Source organism: Pararhizobium sp. DWP1-1-3 (genome assembly GCF_049896125.1).
Taxonomy (GTDB): Bacteria; Pseudomonadota; Alphaproteobacteria; order Rhizobiales; family Rhizobiaceae; genus Pararhizobium.
This window is the reverse complement of record NZ_JAFCTR010000004.1, coordinates 269,899-288,694: the sequence shown is the minus strand read 5'-3', so window position 1 is coordinate 288,694 and position 18,796 is coordinate 269,899. Positions and strand designations below refer to the sequence as shown.

Below are 18,796 nucleotides of genomic sequence, written 5' to 3'. Positions count from 1 at the left end.
CCGGTTCTGATTATCAAACAGTCTTGTCCGGGTCAGCCGCGGCGGTAATAGCCGGGCCGTTCCGGATTGTATTCCGGAGCTTCGCAGCGGGGATCGTTGCCGCAGCGGCGATCACCGCTCCGTCCATCCCGCTCGCGCCAGTCCGCGCGGCCCTCATCATTGCTGCGGTCGCGGCGACCGTATTCCCGGCCTTCCCGATCATCGGTGCGGTCACGCCAGCGCTCATTGCGGTTATAGCGCTCGGAGTATTCGCGCGGGCGCGAGTTGTAGCCGTTGCCTTGATAGGAAACGCTTTCGCTGACACACCCGGCAAGCAGCAGGGTCGAAACGCCGATGGCGGCCGCCAGAATCATGGTTTTCATTGTCGTTGATCTCTCCATTCAAGCGAGAGATATGGCGCCGCAAGGTTGAGGCAAGAGGCAATGGTGATGGCCGCCTGTTCTGTTTGCATACGCCTCCGATTTCGCGCCGGCTCTCAACAGATCATATAAGGCATGATGATGGTATTCCGTCACTAGCGGCCTCGGCGCAGTTTCATTGGATTGTCACCATATTGGCGTTTGAAGGCGCGCGAGAAAGACGAAAGGCTGTCGAAACCGCAGCGAAGAGCGATCTCGCGGATACTCAGTTGCGTATCGCTCACCAGCCGGTGCGCCGTCTGCAGCCGCAGCCGCAGATAGTAACGTGCGGGGCTGACCCCGAGCGACCGGGCAAACCGCATTTCGAGCTGACGCTGCGACTGTCCGGCACGCAGCGCAAGCGCCGTGATCGACAAGGGCCGCTCAAGCGTCCTTTCCATCAGGCGGATCGCCTGGGCAAGCTGCGGATCGAGCGCTTCCATTCGGCCAAGCGACACCAGCGGCTGTGCATCCGTCGCAGCATGCGTCTCGTCATAGACAAAGATGCTCGCCACATCGAGCGCGATGGATGAGCCGAACCGCTGCCGGATCAGGTGCAGCATCATGTCGAAGGTCGGCGATGCGCCCCCGGAGGTCCAGAATTTTCCATCCGTCACGAACCGGTCGGCGCGGACGGAAACATCCGGAAACGCCAGTGCGAAATCCTCCAGTTCCTCCCAATGTGCCGTTGCAGAGCGCCCATTGACGAGCCCGCAACGTGCCAAGAGCCAGCAACCGGATTCGATGCCGGCGACGGTGGAAAAATGCCGGGCGGCGGCCTGCAGGCCAGCGATGAACGGTTTTTGCGCATGTCGGTCCAGATTGAAACCGCCGATGATCAACAGGCAATCACCCTGCTCACGCGCCGAAAACATCCCATCTACTGCAATGAGGACACCGCATGTGAGAAGAACCGGCTCGCCATCCGGAGACAGAATTTTCCAGTCGAATAGAATTTTACCGGCCACCCTATTGGCAGCACGCATCGGATCCAGCACCGAGGCCAGTGACATGATCGACGATTCGGGCAGGACGATAATCACAACCTGAACGGCGCAATCAGAATTCTTGAGCAGCGACATCCGGGAAATGTCAAATTTTCTGCGCTTTATGTCAAATGGATTGGGATCACTCAGGCATGATGTGGAGGTAAGACCTCCCGTTCGCAGCCTTTGACAGGCCCACGAATGTCTGGACATTCCCCCTACCGATCCTTACCGGACGGGTCGAACGGCAGAGATGCCTTCGGCCCGTTTTTTTCCGAAAACATCGTTTTCCGAAAACATCAGAAAAGACGCGATGCTTCTCTATTCCGGCAGTTGTTTGACGGGAAACATGTCTGCAAAAACTCCTCTCTGCAGCGTCAAGGCTCGTCCTAAAACATATTTCAAGCGGTCACCCGGCCACGTTTCGATACCTTACCTTCCCGCAACTGGATCGACAGCGACAGGTGGAAGGAACGAAACCGAACAACCGCGCGTTACACCGGCTCAACAGAATCATTTAAGGAAGGAAAGTCACATGCTGCGCGCTGGTCTCCTATGGTTCATGGGTGTTCCCCTCATCGCCGTCATCCTGATCTGGATGCTGTGGTTATGATGACCAATCCACCTGTCCAGACCCCTATCCCGGCACCAGGCGGCCAATCGGATTACCGCAATTTCATGGTGCGGGAATTGCTGATCTGGCTCGTCGGCGTGCCCGTGCCGATTGCCGCCATCATCGGCTTCTTCGTGCTGTAGCACGCGTATTGTGGCAAGCATGCCAACCGCTTGACCTGCTACCGGCCTTTATCGATGACGATGAACGAGGTCTCGGCGTGCGGCTCAAGTTGAGCCGCTCAGAAGCCCGCCGTCTCTCAATTCTTGAACACGAAGGCGGTCTGGCCGCCGATGACGAGATCGCGGGGATTAGCTCTCGATGGGATGTTCCGCTGATCCCTAATCCACAAGCGCTTAGATAGACGGGAATGGGCGCGTCAGCGCGGCTTTTCCGCCTTGTCCCGGGTCATGCCCTTGTCAGCCAGATCCTGCTCATAGGCCGCAAACAGCGTCTCGCCGGTGGCACCCAGTTCGCGCAGATAATTCCAGGTGAAGATGCCGGTATCGTGGCCGTCGTCGAAGCCGATGCGCACGGCGTAATTGCCGGTCGGCGTCATCGAGATGATAGATACATTGCGCTTGCCGGGCACGGTCAGGCCCTGCCCCGGTCCATGGCCCTGCACCTCCGCCGATGGCGAGAGAACACGCAGCATTTCCGCCGAAAGATCGAAGGACGTACCGTCGTTAAAGGCGACCGTCAGCCGGTGACGGTCCTTCGACACACGCAGTTCGGTCGGCCATATATCGCTCATGCCATGCAGTCTCCATTGGTGCCCGCAAGCACTAGCGCAGTTTCCTGCCCGAGGGAATTGGTTGCGCCCGGGTGCGCCCTTCCCTTGATCATAAGCCCGTACTTCCCCCGATCATAAGAAAGTGTTTCGCGCCGGTTTTCTCATGGTTTTGACCGCTTTCGCCTTGACGCAGCCGGTTTTGGTCACGACATTGAAGGAACAGGGAGAATTGTCTTGAATACCGTTACCATCGACAGGATCGGCGCGCACAAGCTGGTCGATGCCAAAACACCGATGATCGACCCGTTCGGGAGAGCTGTCACCTATCTCAGGGTTTCGGTGACGGATCGCTGTGACTTCCGTTGCACCTATTGCATGGCGGAGAACATGACCTTTCTGCCCAAGAAGGATCTTTTGACGCTGGAGGAGTTGAACCGGCTCTGTTCCGCCTTCATCGCCAAGGGCGTGCGGAAACTGCGGCTGACCGGCGGCGAGCCCTTGGTGCGCAAGAACGTCATGTTCCTGGTGCGCGAACTCGGCAAGCACGTCCATGCTGGCAGTCTCGACGAATTGACGCTGACCACCAACGGCTCGCAGCTGTCGAAATTCGCTGGCGAGCTTGCCGACTGCGGGGTGCGCCGCATCAACGTCTCGCTCGATACGCTTGACCCCGAAAAATTCAGGCAGATCACCCGCTGGGGTGAATTGTCGAAGGTCATGGAAGGCATCGATGCCGCGCAGGCAGCCGGCATTCATGTCAAGATCAATGCCGTCGCGCTCAAAGGCTTCAACGACGCCGAAATCCCCGCCATGATGCGCTGGGCACATGGCCGCAGCATGGACCTGACGCTGATCGAAACCATGCCGATGGGCGAGATCGACGAGGACCGTACAGACCACTATATGCCGCTCTCGGAGATGCGCGACACTCTGGCTGAACAGTTCACCTTTGCGGACATCCCCTACAAGACCGGCGGCCCGGCGCGTTATCTGCAGGTTGCGGAAACCGGCGGCAGGCTCGGCCTGATCACCCCGATGACCCATAACTTCTGCGAGAGCTGCAATCGTGTGCGCCTCACCTGTACCGGCACGCTCTACATGTGCCTCGGCCAGAACGACGCCGCCGACCTGCGCACCGCGCTGCGCGCCTCCGACGACGACGCCTACTTGTCGAGCGTCATCGACGAGGCGATCACCCGCAAGCCCAAAGGCCACGACTTCATCATCGACCGCACCCGCAACAAGCCCGCTGTCGCTCGCCACATGAGCGTCACCGGGGGGTGATCTCCCGTAGATTGAAACACCGGGTGTCCGGCCTTTTGCTGCGGACGATCATATCGACCCACTGAAAAAAACGGACGCGGCTCATGCCGTGGCCGCCTCGCCGAGATACAAGCCGATCATCCGGACAAGCTGGTCTTTCACCTGTGGCTCAGCGAGCATCCCCCGCCGCGCAGCGTTGTGGATCACCCCGTCAATGGCATCCGAGATGATCAGCGCGACGGTGTGATTGGCGGCGTCCGTCTCGTGCTTCCGGTAGGACGCGACAGCTCTGGCGTAATAACCGAGATATTCCGTTTCGAATGCGCTGTGGGGATCCTTGGAAGCATGGAAGCTGGGTGCCTCGTCGATGAGCACCCGATGCAGCCCGGGGTGGATGCTGTGCGCCGCGATCATGTCACGAACGAGCCCCTCCACGAACAGCGCCACAGGCAGCCCCTCCTTCCAGGACTTCCGCATAACGGCGAGACAGTCATCGAGGTGACGGCGGCGGATGGCTTCGATCAGGGAAAGCTTGTCGGGAAAATACTGATACAGCGAGCCGACGCTGACCCCGGCGGCATCGGCCACCTTATTGGTGGTAAATTCGGCCCACCCCTGATCGCTCAGAATGCGAGCGCCTGCTTCAATGACCGCCTCGACGGTCGCCTTTGAGCGCGCCTGACGAGGCTCTTTGCGCATGACGGGCGGCGATTTCGCAATGCGAGTAGACAACGATATCCTCCTTGTTGAATATAAACACGTTACTCACATTCCGCGGAATTCAAAGGGATATCCGACCATGAGCGGCTGTTTTCTGACCCTGTATGGCTATCACGCATGGGCCAATGCCGATCTATTCGGCAAGCTGGAAAAACTGGATCCGGACACACAAAAAACCGAACGTCATACGGCGATCCGGCTGATCAACCACTATTATGTGGTCGCTCAAATATTCGCAGCGCATCTGACGGGCAAGACGCACGGCTACACCTCTGACAACACAGCCGACACCCCATCATTGAACGAGCTGCGGGCCGCCGTATCGGCGTCAGACCGGTGGTATCTGGACTATGTCCAGACAGTGCCTCCGCAACAGCTTTCAGACGCTATCCGGTTCGACTTCACCGATGGTGACAAGGGCTGCATGTCGAGGGCGGAAATGCTGACCCACGTCATCTTGCATGGCGGCTATCATCGCGGGGAAGTTGGCCGGATTCTCTCTCAGCTTTCCACCACCCCGCCGTGGGACACGTTTGCCGTCTATCTGCACCAGACCGAGCCGGCACGCAGACTTCACGAGAAGGAACCGCCGGTAACGGCATGGACATAATCGGCAAACGCGCAAGCCTGTTTCTCACGTTTACTCGGTATCGAGCTTGCCGTCAAAGTCCGCCAACCTCAAGCCGCGTAGCTTCTGCCGTATCCCTGCACCCGGCCGCCCGAGACCGAGCGGTTGGTGCCGGTCTTGAAGCGTTCGATCTTCTCGTTGAGAATATCGACCTGATGGCGCAGGCCGTGGATTTCGGCGGTGTTTTCCTCGACCATGGCGGCATTCTGCTGGGTAATCAGTTCGACTTCGCGCACCGCCTGATTAACCTCGTTGAGGCCGCGATACTGGTCGGCGGCGGCCGATTCGATGTTGCTCACCAGCTGGTGGATGGTCGAGATGTGGTCGTTGATGACGGTCAGCGCATTGCCGGTTTCCTGAACCAATTCGACACCGCCGCGCACCTGCACGGAGCTTTCCGAAATCAGCCCCTTGATCTCGCGAGCGGCCCCCGCACAGCGCTGAGCAAGCTCGCGCACTTCCTGTGCGACAACGGCAAAGCCGCGACCGGCATCACCGGCACGGGCTGCTTCGACCCCGGCATTCAGCGCCAGCAGGTTGGTCTGGAAGGCGATCTCATCGATGACGCCGATGATGGTCGAAATCTTGTCGGACGACTTGTTGATCGCCGCCATCGCGTCGATTGCCTTGGCAACGACTTCGCCGGAATGCTTGGCATAGCTGTGCGTCTGATCGACCGAGACGGTGGTCTTGCGCGCGCTTTCGGCCGTCGAGCGGACGATCTCCGTCAATTGGCCAAGGGCACGCGAGCTTTCTTCCAGCGCTGCGGCCTGCTGTTCGGTGCGGCGGGCGAGATCATCTGCGGAGGTCGCAAGGTTACCGGTGCCGCTGGTGATTTCGTCGGTTACTGACCGGACATCGATCAGCGTCGCCCGCAGCGCCTCGACGGCGTTGTTATAGGTGCGGGCCATGACGATGTAATCTTCGGACAGATCTTCCGCCATGCCCTCCTCCAGATTGCCGTCGGCAAGCTTGGCGAGCACATCGGAGAGTGCCGTCAGCGCTTCCATCTGGTCGGCCTCGATGCGGGCGCGCTCCTGCCGGCGGCGGGCTTCCTCTTCGGCTGACAGCGTGCGGGCAGCTTCCGCTTCCTGGCCAAGCCGGACGTTTTCGACGGCGTTGTCGCGGAAGACGGCAACCGAGCGCACCATGTCGCCGATCTCGTCGCCACGGTTGCGGCCTTCGATGGCGACTTCAAGATCGCCATTGGCCAACCGGGTCATCGTCTCGGTCACCCGCTTCAACGGGCCGCGCAGCGTTTCGATCAGCATCAGGCCACCGACGATCGCCAGCAGCGTGCCGGCAACCATGGCGATGATCGAGACATCGGCGGAGCGCTGGCTGTCCTTCTTGCCAGCTTCCTGGGCACTGCTGACGAAATTCTCCAGCGTCTGGCTGGCGTCCGCCACAAGAGCTGCGGCTTCGGTCTTCGCCGCCTGCCAGCGGGCGCCGACATCGATCAGCTGGGCGGTGCCGGTATCGATCTGCTCGAGCGACGGTGCCAGCTTGCCGGCGAGATCGCGCAGTGCCGCGTTCTTTCCGCCGAGTTCCGACAGCTTCGTCACGCTCTCGCGTACGGCGGCGATATCGGTCATGACATTGTCGCGGCTCGCCGTGTCGAGCTTGCGGTGCAGTTCGCTGATATGCAGGCGCGTGTCGTCGAGGCCCTTGAAGGTCTCGTTCATCAGGCCGATCAGCGTCTTCAGGGTGGAGATTTCGCTGTCCATGCCGACGAAGCGCTTGGCCGCCGTATCCGAATTGGTGACGGCTTCCTTGGCGAAATCGGACTCGTATTTCGAAAACTTGATCATTGCCGAGCTCAGCTGCGTCTTCTTGACGTCGTTGGGATCGCTGTTGGCCAGGATATCCTGGATGACCTTGGTATCGGCCTTCACTTCAGAGATTTTCTTCAAAACCTTGTCGGACGCGATCTTTTCGGCCTCGGCAATCTGCTTCAAAAGATGCGGCATCAGCGTCGTGGCCTGCTGGACCTTGGCATCCGGCGCGATCGCCATAGTGACTGGCAGGCGGAATTTCTTGATGCGTTCGGCAAGGCCCTGATAGGCGGCGGCATCGAACAACAGTGCTTTGGCGAAGGATTCCTTTTCGCCCGATTCCTTGCGCAGGATATCGATCTGCTTGAAGGCGGTGTTGCCCTGCACCGTCATGTCTGCAAGCGCCGCGTCGAGCGATGCCGTGACAGTGTCGCGCTCGGTCTTGAGCGACCAGAGTTTGTCCTGCTGCCCGCGCATGGCTTGGCCAAGCGAAACGACCGATTCGATCTTTGCCTTGTCTTCGCCGGCGGTCAGCAGGTCATCCAGCGTGCGGATACCGTTTTCCTGTTCATCTATCCGGCTGGCAAGCGTCGCGCGTGTCTCTTCGGTGGGATTGTCGGAAAAATTCTGCAGCCCGCTGCGCAACGACTGGAAGTCGGAGAGATTGTTGATCGTTTCACGCGTCACGGTCATGTGCCCATTCAACGTGCTTGCGGTGAAGTATCCGACAAGACCGATGCCGGCGATCAGCGCCACCAGCGGCACGACGAACAGCAAAACCTTGGTGACAATGCGCAGGCGCTGCAGAGAGCGATCGATCAGGGACATTCCGAACTCCAGATGTTGAGCAAATCGGACATTTCCGCCAGATTGCTCTCTGGTTGAGAACGAACGAACCGGGGCGCAGCCATGGCGCTTTCCGGAATGTCATCCGGTTGACACGAACGGAAATACTTGCCGTTACGTCAACCTTATTCGCATCATGCGAAGGGCAGCGGAATTCCGGCACGATAGGTGCCGAAACTTAATATTTCGCCAAAAATCCCGGGGTTTAATCTTGCGCTTTAAAAACCCGCAGGGCCGTAGTTCGCGGTTCTACGACACGGATAGAAATGGCTACTCTTGCTATTCTGCCGTCAATTCAGACAGATCAAGGATAGCAGTTGCATAAAAGAAATGCCGATGCTTTAGAGATAGGCAAAACCAGCAGCGCAGACTTCATCCCGCCGCATCGCTGATTCGTCAAAACCGGGGCAGTGATGAGAACGGACCTGTAAAAAGAATGCAACCTACCGCAAATTTCCGCGGCGCTATCTTCATGTGCCTGGCCATGGCAGGCTTCACCTGCAACGACGCCTTGATCAAATCCGTCACCGGCGTGATGAATGCGGGTCAGATCATGCTGGTGCGCGGCTTCTTCACATCGGTTCTGGTCCTGCTGCTCGCCCGCCATTTCGGCGCCATGCGTTCGTTCCGGCTGGTTCTGTCGCCGGTCGTCGCCCTGCGAATCGCAGCCGAAGTCGGCGCCTCGATCTCCTACATCTATGCGCTCGGCCAGATCCCGCTCGCTAATGCCTCGGCGATCCTGCAGGCACTGCCGCTGGCCGTCACGCTGGGTGCGGCGCTGTTCCTCGGCGACCCCGTCGGCTGGCGGCGCTGGCTGGCAATCCTCATCGGCTTTGCCGGCGTACTCATCATTTTGCGGCCCGGCCCCGACGGTTTTACCGCCGCGGCACTCAGTGTCGTTGTGTCCGTCGTCTTCGCAGCGATCCGCGACCTTTGCACCCGGCAGATCGATCCGGCCGTGCCGTCGCTGTTCATCTCGGTCATTACCGCCATCGTCATCACCATGACCGGGGCGGTTCTGATCGTACCGCTCGGCGGCTGGCAACCGATGACCATGACCTCGATCGGAATTCTGGCGGGGGCCAGCCTGCTGCTGCTTGTCGGCTACCAGTGTATCGTGCTGGCCATGCGCAACGGCGAAATCGCTATTGTCGCCCCCTTCCGCTATACCAGCCTGATCTGGTCGATCAGCATCGGCATCCTGTTCTTTTCGGAAGAACCGGATGTCTGGATGGTCACCGGCGTGGCGATCATCATCGCGTCCGGGCTTTATACATTCGCCCGTGAAAACAAGCGGCGAATGGTCTTGGCGCAGCAATCCGAACCGGGTTCGCCGAAATGAGTGGGTTGAAGGCAGGATAGTTTGATGAGTGCACAGACAGGCCCCTCGGCAAATATCCCGCGAGGCGTTGTTCTCGCCGGCGGCCTGTCGTCGCGCATGGGCCAGGACAAGGCGGCGGTGATGCTTGGCGGCAAACCGCTTGTTCACCGGGTGATCGAGCGCCTCGCCCCGCAGACGGCCGGCCTCAGCGTCAACAGCAACACGAACACCAGCTTGAACCTTGCTCCCGCCATCGCCGTGTTTGGTGATACCGTTCCAGGCCAGGTCGGACCGATGGCCGGGGTGCTTTCGGGCATGCGCCATGCGGCAAGGCATTTTCCTGTCGCCAGCCACATTGCGACAGTTCCAACCGACACGCCGTTCTTTCCCTCCGACCTCGTTGCCCGTCTTCAGGCGGCGATCACAGAGCCCGGCCAGATCGCCGTCGCCTATACGGCCGGCATCATGCACCCCGTCTTCGCCCTTTGGCCGGTCGCCCTCGCCGATGAGCTCGAACAATGGCTGCGGACCGACGACAAGCGGCGGGTGCGCGGCTTCATCGAACGACATCCGGTAGCAAGGGTCGATTTTCCCATGATCGAAACGGTAGACGGACCGATCGACCCGTTCTTCAACATCAACACCCCGGCCGAGCTTGAAATGGCCGAACGCTGGCTGACTTTTATCGAGGGAACTGAAAGATGAGACCGTCAGAAAATGCCGGCCCGAAAATCTTCGGAATCGCGGGCTGGAAGAATTCCGGCAAGACCGGTCTTGCCGTTCGCCTGGTCACTGAACTGACGCAGCGCGGCTACCGCGTCTCGACGGTCAAGCACGCCCATCATGATTTCGATATCGACAAGGTCGGCGCCGACAGCTTTCGCCATCGCGAGGCCGGCGCCCATGAAGTGACCATCGTATCAGGCACGCGCTATGCCATCATGCATGAATTGCGCGGCGCCCCTGAGCCGAGCTTTCCGGACATTCTCGCCCGCCTGGCGCCATGCGATCTGGTGCTGATCGAAGGTTACAAGCGCGAACCGATCCCGAAGATTGAGGCCCGGCGGCTGGAAGCGCAGAACCGCGAACCGCTCGCCCCGACCGATCCGTACATTGTCGCGATTGCCGCCGATCACCCGGTCGAGGACAGCGGTCTCACCGTGTTCGATCTCGACGACACGCAGGCGATCGCCGATTTCATCGAGCGCATTACCGGGCTGGCAAAACGGCCGGGCTGACCTGCGCATCAGTTGGTGGTTTCGTCGCTGCCATCTTCCGTCGCATCATTCAGCCGGACGAAAGCGTAACCCTTGGCCTTCAGGTCCAGGATACCCTTGACGACACCGGAACCGGCGGCATGGGTCGGCTGGTTGATATGGGCGATGATCACGTCACCATCCTTGGCAGACGCAAACCGCTTTGCCGCAGCCGCAGCCCCCAGCAGTGAGCCGCCATCGCCATTGACCGAATAACCGGCAATGCGAAATCCCATCTGCCGGATCTGCCCGATCGACGACAGGGTGTATTTCGCCGTTGCGCCGCGAAACCAGTGCGGCTGCAATCCCCGCCCGACGATCGCAGCCGCGCCACCCGCAACTTCCGTTTCGACAGCCTGCGGACTACCGGCAGCGGCAATGCCGTAGATCGACACCGGATGATCGACGGCTGGAACGTGCATTGCGCCGTGATTCTCGATCTCGAACAAATCCGGATGCGCCTTGAAGACGGCCATCGTTGCAATGTTGCGCTTCACCCATCGGGCCGTCACGAAGATGGTTGCCGGAATACGGTTATCGATCAGGGTCGATAGAATACGCTCGTCCGTCTTGCCGCTGCAGGCATCGAACGTCAGGGCAACGCGGGGTGCCGCCCCCTTCTCCTGGCTTTCAAGCCTCAGCTGCGGCTCCACCAGCCGGGTTGCGGCGAGTGAGGCTTGGCTGGTGGAAACGGAGATCAAAAGCGCGGCGAGGAGGGTTTTCATCAAAAACTCACAATGCGATCCGGCAGCAATACCGGAGGATAAGGAAAGACCAAGCAAAACGGCCCGGCGCTTGCGCACCGGGCCGTCCTCCAGCGGCATCTCCATCAGAGAGACCGGACTATGGCTATTTCTGGGCTACCGGACGGACCAGCGGTGTCACGCGACGGATTGTCACGCGGCGATTCTGCTGTTCGGCGACCTGGGTTTTCACCTTCAGAAACCGTTCGCCGTAGCCCTGCGTCACCAGGTTTTCCGGAGGAATTCCGTAGACATCAGTCAAAAGTTCGGCGACTGCTTCGGCGCGTTGATCGGACAGAACCAAGTTGGGCTGATCCTTGCCGACGGCATCGGTATGGCCCTCGATCAGGAAGGTCTCGCCCTGGTCCTTTTGAAGCACTTCACTGATGGCGTTGGCCACCTTGCGCAGGGTCTTCGCCTGGGCAAGCGGCACTTCCGAACTGCCGGTGGCAAAGGTGATCGTATCCAGATCGATGCGGCGAACCTTGTCGCGGAGACGGGCAGAATACTTCACCTCGTCAATCGAATAGACACGTTCAACCCGTTCGACCGGTGGTTCGGCCAGGAAGTCGTAGTAGTCGCGATCCGGCTCGCTCGATGTATCGATGATGTAATCGCGAACCGGAATGCTCAGGCGCATCGGCGGCAATTCGTAGCCGATGTCTCGGATGCGGGGCGGACGGTCCGCTTCCGGCTCCGGCGCATAGACCATCAGATACTCCTCGCCGTCGCGGTTGATGCGCGAGCGCTGGATGATGTCACCATAGCGGTCATAAACCGTCACCAGCCGCGAGCCATTCGGACGGACGATCGTTTCGCGAACGCGGCCACGCGGGAGCTCCTCGTAGAAGCTCTCTTCAGAGTCGCGGCGCAGACGCGGACGGTCGTCGTTGCGGATGATGATCTGATTGTCGACGCTGAGGACAGTGCGGTTGTCGATCTGCTGCTGCACAACGACATTGGTGACATTGTTCGTCACGGTGTTGTTGGTAATCGTATTGTTGACGGTGTTGCTGGTCACATTGTTGTTGACCGTATTGTTCTCGACATTGGTAACACCGGGCATAACGAAGACCGGCGCCGCGTCAAGCTTCTGGCCTTCCTCGGTGATCCCAGCCTGAATGGCTTGTGATTCGACCTTGGTTATCTTCGCCTGGGCTTCGGCATCGTTGGTTGGAGCCAAGACGCTTTCCTGCTCGGCGCGCTGGCTTTCACGCAGCTTCTTGCGTTCTTCGCGTGCCGTCTGGCCACCGGCATTGTCGGCATCCTTGTCGCTGTCGAGGACGGCAGCGCCGCCTTCGATCGGCAGAACGATCGTATCATCCGTCTTGGCCGGATCGGCAGCGATTTCCTGCTTTTGTTCCGGGGTCGTCGTATCGACGATCTCGGGCACGACAACGGGCTGAGCCGGTGTCTCAGTCGTCTGTTGCGGCTGCTCTGCGGCAGGATCGGTCTGCGGCTGCTCTGCCGTCGCCGGCTGTTCCTGCGATACCGGCGGTTGCTCTGCCGTTGCCGGCTGCTCCTGCGATACCGGCGGCTGCTGACCCTCGACGGCCGGCTGCTCGGTAGTGGCAGGCTGTTGTGCGGTGGCCGGCTGCTCCTCAGCCGGAGCAGGCTGCTGCTCCTGTGCCTTCTGTGCGTCTTCAGCGGCCTTCTGTTCAGCGGCCTTCTGTTCATCAGCAAGGCGCTGCTGTTCTGCAGCAGCCGCTGCATCGTCGGCCGCCTTCTGATCCGTGGCCTGCTTGTCGGCTGCAGTCGCTGCGGCTGCGGCATCCTCGGCCGCTTTCTGATCGGCAGCCTGTTTGTCGGCTGCAGCTGCAGCGGCGGCATCGTCAACGGCCTTTTGCTCATTGGCCTGTTGTTCGGCTGCAGCCGCAGCGGCGGCATCCTCCGCGGCCTTCTGCTCCGCCGCCTGCTGTTCAGCGGCAGCGGCGGCCGCAGCATCTTCTGCAGCTTTCTGATCGGCTGCCTGTTGTGCAGCAGCGGCGGCCGCAGCATCCTCTGCAGCTTTCTGATCGGCTGCCTGTTGTGCAGCAGCAGCGGCAGCGGCATCTTCAGCAGCCTTCTGCTCGGCTGCCTGCTGTTCCTGCTGGCGCAACTGCTCGGCTTCCTGCGCAGCCTGTTGCTCGGCGGCCTGTTGCTCGGCGGCGGCCCTTGCAGCTTCTTCGGCCTGCTGTTGCTGCAGCCGCAGCAGTTCCTCTTCGTTCGACTGTCCTTCGCCCTGCGGCGCTTCCTCTGCCTGCGCGACCTCGAACGAGGCAGCGAGGTTAGCCGCCAACGCCGGATGCACAACGATCGAAGCCGCCAGCACGGGCATGGCGACAGTGGCGAAAAGTTTGGATCGGATGCTCATATATTTCCTCCTTCAGAGGTCCCGTTTTGTTGTTTTTCGACCGGAATCACGCCCGGTCCTCCACTTTCGTCTGTTTGGACAGATCGAAGCGGTGAAAAGAAGGCGCATTGGCCCAAATCAATGAGAGACGATTATCGAAACCTGCATTAACTCAGGATGAATGTTGCGTTCATCTTCGCCAGACATAGGCCTGTTTCCGCGTGGAACCAGTGTAAACGCATCAGGATGTGCAGACTTTTCATCAGGCAACCCATGCTTTCCTGTTGATTTTTTCATTTAAAGCGTAGGAATATCCCCCCAGCCCGATCGCAACGACGGTCGGCGTACCGGCGGCCGTAAAGAACAAGAAACCGGCTGACCGCCAACAGAGAGGATCACAATGCGTATTTCCAGACGTCTCGCCATGGCCGCTTCGGCTGCCGTTTTCGCGCTGATGGCAGGCACTGCCATGGCCGATGGCGAAAAAATCGTCATCGGGACGGAAGGCGCCTACCCGCCCTTCAACAATCTTGAAGCCGACGGCACCCTGACGGGGTTTGATGTCGATATTGCCAAGGCGCTCTGCGTCGAGATGAAGGCAGAATGCACCTTCGTCACCCAGGATTGGGACGGCATCATTCCGGCTCTGGTTTCCAAGAAATTCGATGCCATCATTGCGTCGATGTCGATCACGCCGGAACGCTTGGAAAAGGTCGATTTCACCAACAAATATTACAACACGGGACCGGCCATCGTCGTTCCGAAGGATTCGCCAATCACCGAAGCGACGGAAGCTGGCCTTGCCGGCAAGTCGCTGGGCGCGCAGGCATCGACGACTCATTCCAATTATGGCGAGGCCTTCTTCAAGGAATCAGAACTCAAGCTCTATCCGACCCCGGACGAATACAAGCTTGACGTCGCTAACGGCCGCGTCGATGCCGTCATCGACGATGTCGTTGTTCTGACCTCCTGGCTGAAGACTGCAGACGGTGCCTGCTGCAAACTTCTGAAGGCCCTCAAGCCCGATCCGGTCATCAACGGCATCGGCGCCGGCATTGCTGTCCGCAAGGGCGATACGGCCTTGAAGGACAAGTTCAACACCGCCATCGCGGCGATCCGCGCCAACGGCAAGTACAAGGAAATCAACGACAAGTATTTTGAGTTCGACGTTTACGGCGATTAATCTTTACCTGTTGCTGAAATACGATGGCGGAAGGCTTGCCCTTCCGCCATTCTTGTCTGACACACAGAATAACAATAAGCGCACCAAGACGCCGTACCGGGGAAATTTGACGCATGCAGGCTGCTTTTGCTGCCCTCTCTTCCGCTGTCTCGTGGTTTGCCGGCATGATCGATCCGATGTGCGGCCCAATCGGCATCTTCCGGCTTTTTGCGCAACACACGCTCTTGTCCTGCGGCGACACAGGTTGGGGCGACGAGATCGCCTACGGCTTCCTGATCACCGCCAGCTTGGCGATCTGCACCTTGCCTATCGGACTTTTCGTCGGTTTTTTTATCGCGCTGGCAAAGCAGTCCGAAGAAAAATCACTGCGGCTGGCCACCAACATCTACACCACCATCTTCCGCGGGCTGCCGGAGCTTCTAACGCTGTTCATTGTCTATTACGGTCTGCAGATCGTCGCGCAGCGGGTGATGGCAGCCGTCGGTTACGAGGGCCCAGTTGAGATCAACGCCTTCATCGCCGGCATGGTCGCACTGGGCGTCGTCTTCTCGGCCTATTGTTCGGAAGTGCTGCTGTCCGCCTTCAAGGCCATTCCGCGTGGGCAATATGAAGCCGGCGACGCGCTCGGCCTTCACCGAGGCAAGACCATGCGGCTGATTATCCTGCCGCAGCTGGTGCGCATTGCCCTGCCCGGCCTTGGCAATCTCTGGATGGCGCTGTTGAAAGATACAGCGCTCGTTTCGGTCATCGGGTTGCCGGATATTCTGCGCCAGACGGGTATTGCCGCCCGAGTTACAAAAAATGCCTTCGAATTCTTCTCCATCGCCTGCCTGCTCTTCCTGATCCTGGCAATGCTTTCCTCGCTGGTGTTTTCCGCACTTGAGCGTTGGACCAAACGTTCGGAGACCGTCCGATGAGCCACGCTGAAACCATGCTCCCGGCACTGCCGGCGCCGCCTGAAGCGCTGAAGCGCTACACGTTTTCCCGCCTGATCGGTCATGTCCTGCTCGGTGTGTGGCTCGCCGCATCCGTCGGCATTTTCATGTTCGCCGTCGATTCGTGGAGCCCGGAAAAATTCGCCAAATACGGCCCGAGTTTCCTGTCCGGTCTGCGCGTCACGCTGACGCTGGTGGCCATCTCCGTCGTGCTTGGCGGCATTCTCTCCCTGCCGATCGCCTATGGCCGGATGACCAAGAACAAGGTGCTCTCCTGGATCGCCTATGGCTACGTCTACTTCTTCCGTGGAACGCCGCTGATCACACAGCTCTTCCTCGTGTATTACGGCCTGGGCAGTTTCCGTCCCTACCTTGAGGCAGCCGGGCTGTGGTCGCTGTTCAAGGAGGCTTGGTTCTGTGCGCTCTTCACCTTCACGCTTAACACCGCCGCTTACCAGGCCGAGATCCTGCGCGGCGCAATCGAGAGCGTGCCACGCGGCCAGCACGAAGGGGCGGCGGCCCTTGGCCTTCCCAAGGCTGTCGCATTCTTCAAGATCATCCTGCCGCAGGCAATGATCGTCGCCCTTCGCCCCTATGGCAACGAGATCATCCTGATGATCAAGGGCTCGGCCATCGTTGCGATCGTCACCGTGTTTGACCTGATGGGTGAAACCCGCCGCGCCTTCTCGCGTACCTATGATTTCCAGATGTATCTCTGGGCAGCCGTTCTCTACCTCATCATGGTCGAAATACTGCGCAATCTCTGGGCGTGGATCGAAACCCGGCTGACCCGCCACCTCAAACGCTGATCTGCGAACGAGTTTGGCAGCACTCGATGTGCATTGCTGCCAAACCTTTGTTTCTGAACGATATTTTGTTTTCGTGTGAGATATTGTTAATATCGCATTAAGCATTCGCGTGCTTCAATTGCAGGGACCATCATTGAACAAAATGAGGTCCGACATGACAAACGAAATGGAACTGCAGCTCAAAGGATACGGTCTGACAACGGCACAGATTCTCTACCGGATGCCCGATCATCCTGCCTTTCTGCAAACCTATATCTGGCAGCACTACGACCTGGCGCCGGAGTTTCCGGAAATGAAGAGTTTTCTAAAATTCTGGCAGGAAAAGCTGGAAGGTCCGCTGCATTCGGTACGCTATGTGCACCGCACGCTGATCTCGGCAACGGACTGGCGCGCGTTGAAGGGCGAGTTCATCATCAATTGATGCCTCGCCCCCACGCTTTGGAACTCACACCGACCGGGTGATGCCGCCATCGATGCGGATGTTCTGGCCGGTGATGTAACCGCCGCGGTCGGTCGCCAGGAGCGCCACCAGTTCGGCCACTTCCTGCGACGTGCCGTAGCGCGCCATCGGGATGCGCAGGCGCCGCTCCTCGGTCTCCGGCAGGCTGTCGATGAAGCCCGGCAGGACATTGTTCATGCGGATGTTTTCGGCAGCGTATTTGTCGGCAAACAGCTTGGTGAAGGCGGCAAGCCCAGCACGGAAGACGCCGGATGTCGGAAACAGCGGGTCGGGCTCGAAGGTGGCATAGGTCGAGATATTGACGATGCTACCGGATTTCTGCTCCAGCATGATCGGCGTCACCAGCCGGGTCGGGCGAACGACATTGAGGAAATACACGTCCATGCCCTTGTGCCAATCGTCATCGCTGAGATCAAGCACGGCCGCGCGCGGCCCGTGGCCGGCCGAATTGACCAGCGCATCCACACGGCCCCATTTGCCATAGGCCGCATCCACCAGCCGCTTCAGGTCGTCATTCGACTGGTTCGATCCGGTGACGCCGATACCGCCGAGTTCCTGCGCCAAGGCTTCACCCTTGCCGGACGAGGAGAGGATCGCGACGCGATATCCTTCCGCCGCCAGCCGCCGCGCCGAAACGGCACCCATGCCGGACCCGCCCGCCGTGATGATTGCAACCTTCTGATCCGTCATTATCGTCTCCCTCATGTCAATGAAGGCGCGATAAGACCAGCAGCGGGAAAAGATCACAATCAAGAAATCCTGTATATGCCATCAGCGCACCTGTTTTAAGGCCGCAAACCCACGGCCGCGCACCGCCAGCCTGCCCCGGCTGCCCGCGCGCCCTGTTGTTGCTGTGGCGGATGGAACGTGCTGCCTCCATGCGCGATGACCACGACATGGGATGGTGCTACGCTGATGAAAGGCCGATGGCTGGCAGCCGCGGGTTCCGGCGACAGTTTCGCCACGGGGCTTCTTTTCCGCTTGCGGCCGGAAGACCATGATGTCGGGCGAAAGTTTTGTTGGCGACCCCTGCAGGGCTCGAACCTGCGACAACCTGCTTAGAAGGCAGGTGCTCTATCCAGCTGAGCTAAGGGGCCGCTTGAAGGAGGGTTCCCTCCTTGAACCGGCAAACCCGGATCAATGCGTCCAGGGCTGCGTGCGGCTAAACCGGAAATTATCGCTGTAGGACACGCTCTTGCGGGTTGGTTCCTTGGGCGCGATGACGCGGTACTCGATACCGTTGCGCTCGGCATAGGCAACAGCCTGTTCTGCCGTTTCGAATGTCAGCTTGACCTGCTGGCGCGTGTCGGCAGAGCTCGTATAGCCCATGATCGGGTCGATGGTGCGCGGCGTTTCCTGATCGAACTCAAGAACCCACAAATTCGTCTTGGCCTTGCCAGACTGCATGGCGGTTTTTGCGGGTCGATAGATTTTCGCGGACATCTTTTGGGCGGCTCCACCATGGTTCACTGCTGACGGCGGCGCAATGCGCTGCCGGTCTCTGCGCACTGCCATAGCGCAGAACGAATTAAAACGAAATGACCTTGCAGCGATATATCCGCCAATTTTGCCGCTTGTGCCATTTCGCCACGGAAAGCCGGCGCACCAAGCCGAGCACGTTGCCCCGAAAAGCATGAGCTTCGTTCAATATTGATGCCGTAGAATTGGGAAAGTCGATGGTCGGAGTGGAGAGATTCGAACTCCCGACCCTCTGGTCCCAAACCAGATGCGCTACCAGGCTGCGCTACACTCCGTGACCCGTCGATGTCGGGGAGATACACGCTTCCCCCTGCCC

19 protein-coding genes and 2 tRNA genes are annotated in these 18,796 nt (G+C 59.5%); 10 read left to right on the top strand and 11 right to left on the bottom strand.

The genetic code is table 11. The features are described from left to right. Positions 1–32: 32 nt before the first annotated feature. Together ACP7BS_RS12445 and ACP7BS_RS12440 are read right to left on the bottom strand one after the other, a co-directional pair. Positions 33–362 (bottom strand): hypothetical protein, encoded by a 330-nt coding sequence (locus ACP7BS_RS12445; protein ID WP_426238349.1) that lies wholly within the window; start codon positions 360–362, stop codon positions 33–35. 152 nt (positions 363–514) lie between these two features. Continuing rightward, a complete protein-coding gene (locus tag ACP7BS_RS12440; protein WP_426238348.1) occupies positions 515–1,480 on the bottom strand; it encodes a GlxA family transcriptional regulator in 966 nt (321 codons plus the stop codon). A 513-nt stretch (positions 1,481–1,993) separates the two neighbouring features. Here ACP7BS_RS12440 and ACP7BS_RS12435 point away from each other — a divergent pair. Next, positions 1,994–2,140, top strand: coding sequence for a hypothetical protein (locus ACP7BS_RS12435; RefSeq protein WP_426230267.1), 147 nt, complete (start codon positions 1,994–1,996; stop codon positions 2,138–2,140). A 236-nt stretch (positions 2,141–2,376) separates the two neighbouring features. Here ACP7BS_RS12435 and ACP7BS_RS12430 read toward each other — a convergent pair whose 3' ends face one another. Then, entirely contained in the window at positions 2,377–2,751 is a 375-nt protein-coding gene (locus ACP7BS_RS12430) for a gamma-butyrobetaine hydroxylase-like domain-containing protein (RefSeq protein WP_113244652.1), read from the bottom strand. A 273-nt stretch (positions 2,752–3,024) separates the two neighbouring features. On the opposite strand from ACP7BS_RS12430, the gene moaA reads away from it, so the two are divergent. Continuing rightward, a complete protein-coding gene (gene moaA, locus ACP7BS_RS12425) occupies positions 3,025–4,014 on the top strand; it encodes a GTP 3',8-cyclase MoaA (RefSeq protein WP_426238397.1) in 990 nt (329 codons plus the stop codon). Positions 4,015–4,095: 81 nt separating this feature from the next. On the opposite strand, the gene ACP7BS_RS12420 is transcribed toward moaA, so the two are convergent. Continuing rightward, the gene (locus ACP7BS_RS12420; protein WP_426238347.1) at positions 4,096–4,725 is read right to left on the bottom strand and encodes a TetR/AcrR family transcriptional regulator; all 630 of its coding nucleotides are present in this window, start codon (positions 4,723–4,725) and stop codon (positions 4,096–4,098) included. A gap of 67 nt (positions 4,726–4,792) precedes the next feature. On the opposite strand from ACP7BS_RS12420, the gene ACP7BS_RS12415 reads away from it, so the two are divergent. Continuing rightward, positions 4,793–5,323, top strand: a complete 531-nt coding sequence (locus ACP7BS_RS12415; protein ID WP_426238346.1) for a DinB family protein — start codon at positions 4,793–4,795, stop codon at positions 5,321–5,323. Between the two features lie 68 nt (positions 5,324–5,391). Here ACP7BS_RS12415 and ACP7BS_RS12410 read toward each other — a convergent pair whose 3' ends face one another. Further along, a complete protein-coding gene (locus tag ACP7BS_RS12410) occupies positions 5,392–7,944 on the bottom strand; it encodes a methyl-accepting chemotaxis protein (RefSeq protein WP_426238345.1) in 2,553 nt (850 codons plus the stop codon). Positions 7,945–8,398: 454 nt separating this feature from the next. Between ACP7BS_RS12410 and ACP7BS_RS12405 the strand changes: the two genes are divergently transcribed. The 3 genes from ACP7BS_RS12405 to mobB are packed head-to-tail and all read left to right on the top strand — an operon-like array spanning position 8,399 to position 10,521. Beyond that, the gene (locus ACP7BS_RS12405) at positions 8,399–9,304 is read left to right on the top strand and encodes a DMT family transporter (RefSeq protein ID WP_426238344.1); all 906 of its coding nucleotides are present in this window, start codon (positions 8,399–8,401) and stop codon (positions 9,302–9,304) included. Positions 9,305–9,328: 24 nt separating this feature from the next. Next, positions 9,329–9,988, top strand: coding sequence for a molybdenum cofactor guanylyltransferase MobA (gene mobA / locus ACP7BS_RS12400; protein WP_426238343.1), 660 nt, complete (start codon positions 9,329–9,331; stop codon positions 9,986–9,988). Beyond that, a complete protein-coding gene (gene mobB / locus ACP7BS_RS12395) occupies positions 9,985–10,521 on the top strand; it encodes a molybdopterin-guanine dinucleotide biosynthesis protein B (RefSeq protein WP_426238342.1) in 537 nt (178 codons plus the stop codon). Before mobA ends, mobB begins: the two co-directional genes overlap by 4 nt. Before the next feature lie 8 nt (positions 10,522–10,529). Here the strand turns inward: mobB and ACP7BS_RS12390 are convergent, their stop codons facing one another. Together ACP7BS_RS12390 and ACP7BS_RS12385 are read right to left on the bottom strand one after the other, a co-directional pair. Beyond that, positions 10,530–11,264 carry a polysaccharide deacetylase family protein gene (locus tag ACP7BS_RS12390; protein WP_426238341.1) on the bottom strand — a complete coding sequence of 245 codons (735 nt, stop codon included), beginning with the start codon at positions 11,262–11,264 and terminating at the stop codon, positions 10,530–10,532. A 124-nt stretch (positions 11,265–11,388) separates the two neighbouring features. Next, on the bottom strand, positions 11,389–13,635 hold the full coding sequence (locus ACP7BS_RS12385; RefSeq protein ID WP_426238340.1) for an OmpA family protein: 2,247 nt from the start codon (positions 13,633–13,635) through the stop codon (positions 11,389–11,391). 379 nt (positions 13,636–14,014) lie between these two features. On the opposite strand from ACP7BS_RS12385, the gene ACP7BS_RS12380 reads away from it, so the two are divergent. The 4 genes from ACP7BS_RS12380 (at position 14,015) to ACP7BS_RS12365 (ending at position 16,962) form a co-directional block, all read left to right on the top strand. Further along, positions 14,015–14,797, top strand: coding sequence for an ABC transporter substrate-binding protein (locus ACP7BS_RS12380; protein WP_426230257.1), 783 nt, complete (start codon positions 14,015–14,017; stop codon positions 14,795–14,797). Between the two features lie 113 nt (positions 14,798–14,910). Beyond that, positions 14,911–15,714 (top strand): ABC transporter permease, encoded by an 804-nt coding sequence (locus tag ACP7BS_RS12375; RefSeq protein WP_426238339.1) that lies wholly within the window; start codon positions 14,911–14,913, stop codon positions 15,712–15,714. Beyond that, the gene (locus tag ACP7BS_RS12370) at positions 15,711–16,541 is read left to right on the top strand and encodes an ABC transporter permease (protein WP_426238338.1); all 831 of its coding nucleotides are present in this window, start codon (positions 15,711–15,713) and stop codon (positions 16,539–16,541) included. The genes ACP7BS_RS12375 and ACP7BS_RS12370 overlap by 4 nt, the downstream gene beginning before the upstream one ends. Positions 16,542–16,695: 154 nt before the next feature. Next, a complete protein-coding gene (locus ACP7BS_RS12365) occupies positions 16,696–16,962 on the top strand; it encodes an usg protein (RefSeq protein ID WP_426238337.1) in 267 nt (88 codons plus the stop codon). A gap of 24 nt (positions 16,963–16,986) precedes the next feature. Here ACP7BS_RS12365 and ACP7BS_RS12360 read toward each other — a convergent pair whose 3' ends face one another. The 4 genes from ACP7BS_RS12360 to ACP7BS_RS12345 form a co-directional block, all read right to left on the bottom strand. Continuing rightward, positions 16,987–17,691, bottom strand: coding sequence for an SDR family oxidoreductase (locus ACP7BS_RS12360; protein WP_426238336.1), 705 nt, complete (start codon positions 17,689–17,691; stop codon positions 16,987–16,989). Between the two features lie 330 nt (positions 17,692–18,021). After that, a tRNA-Arg gene (locus ACP7BS_RS12355) sits at positions 18,022–18,098 on the bottom strand. A gap of 40 nt (positions 18,099–18,138) precedes the next feature. Beyond that, positions 18,139–18,444 carry an ETC complex I subunit gene (locus ACP7BS_RS12350; protein ID WP_113243634.1) on the bottom strand — a complete coding sequence of 102 codons (306 nt, stop codon included), beginning with the start codon at positions 18,442–18,444 and terminating at the stop codon, positions 18,139–18,141. Between the two features lie 234 nt (positions 18,445–18,678). Then, a tRNA-Pro gene (locus tag ACP7BS_RS12345) sits at positions 18,679–18,755 on the bottom strand. Between the last annotated feature and the right edge of the window lie 41 nt (positions 18,756–18,796).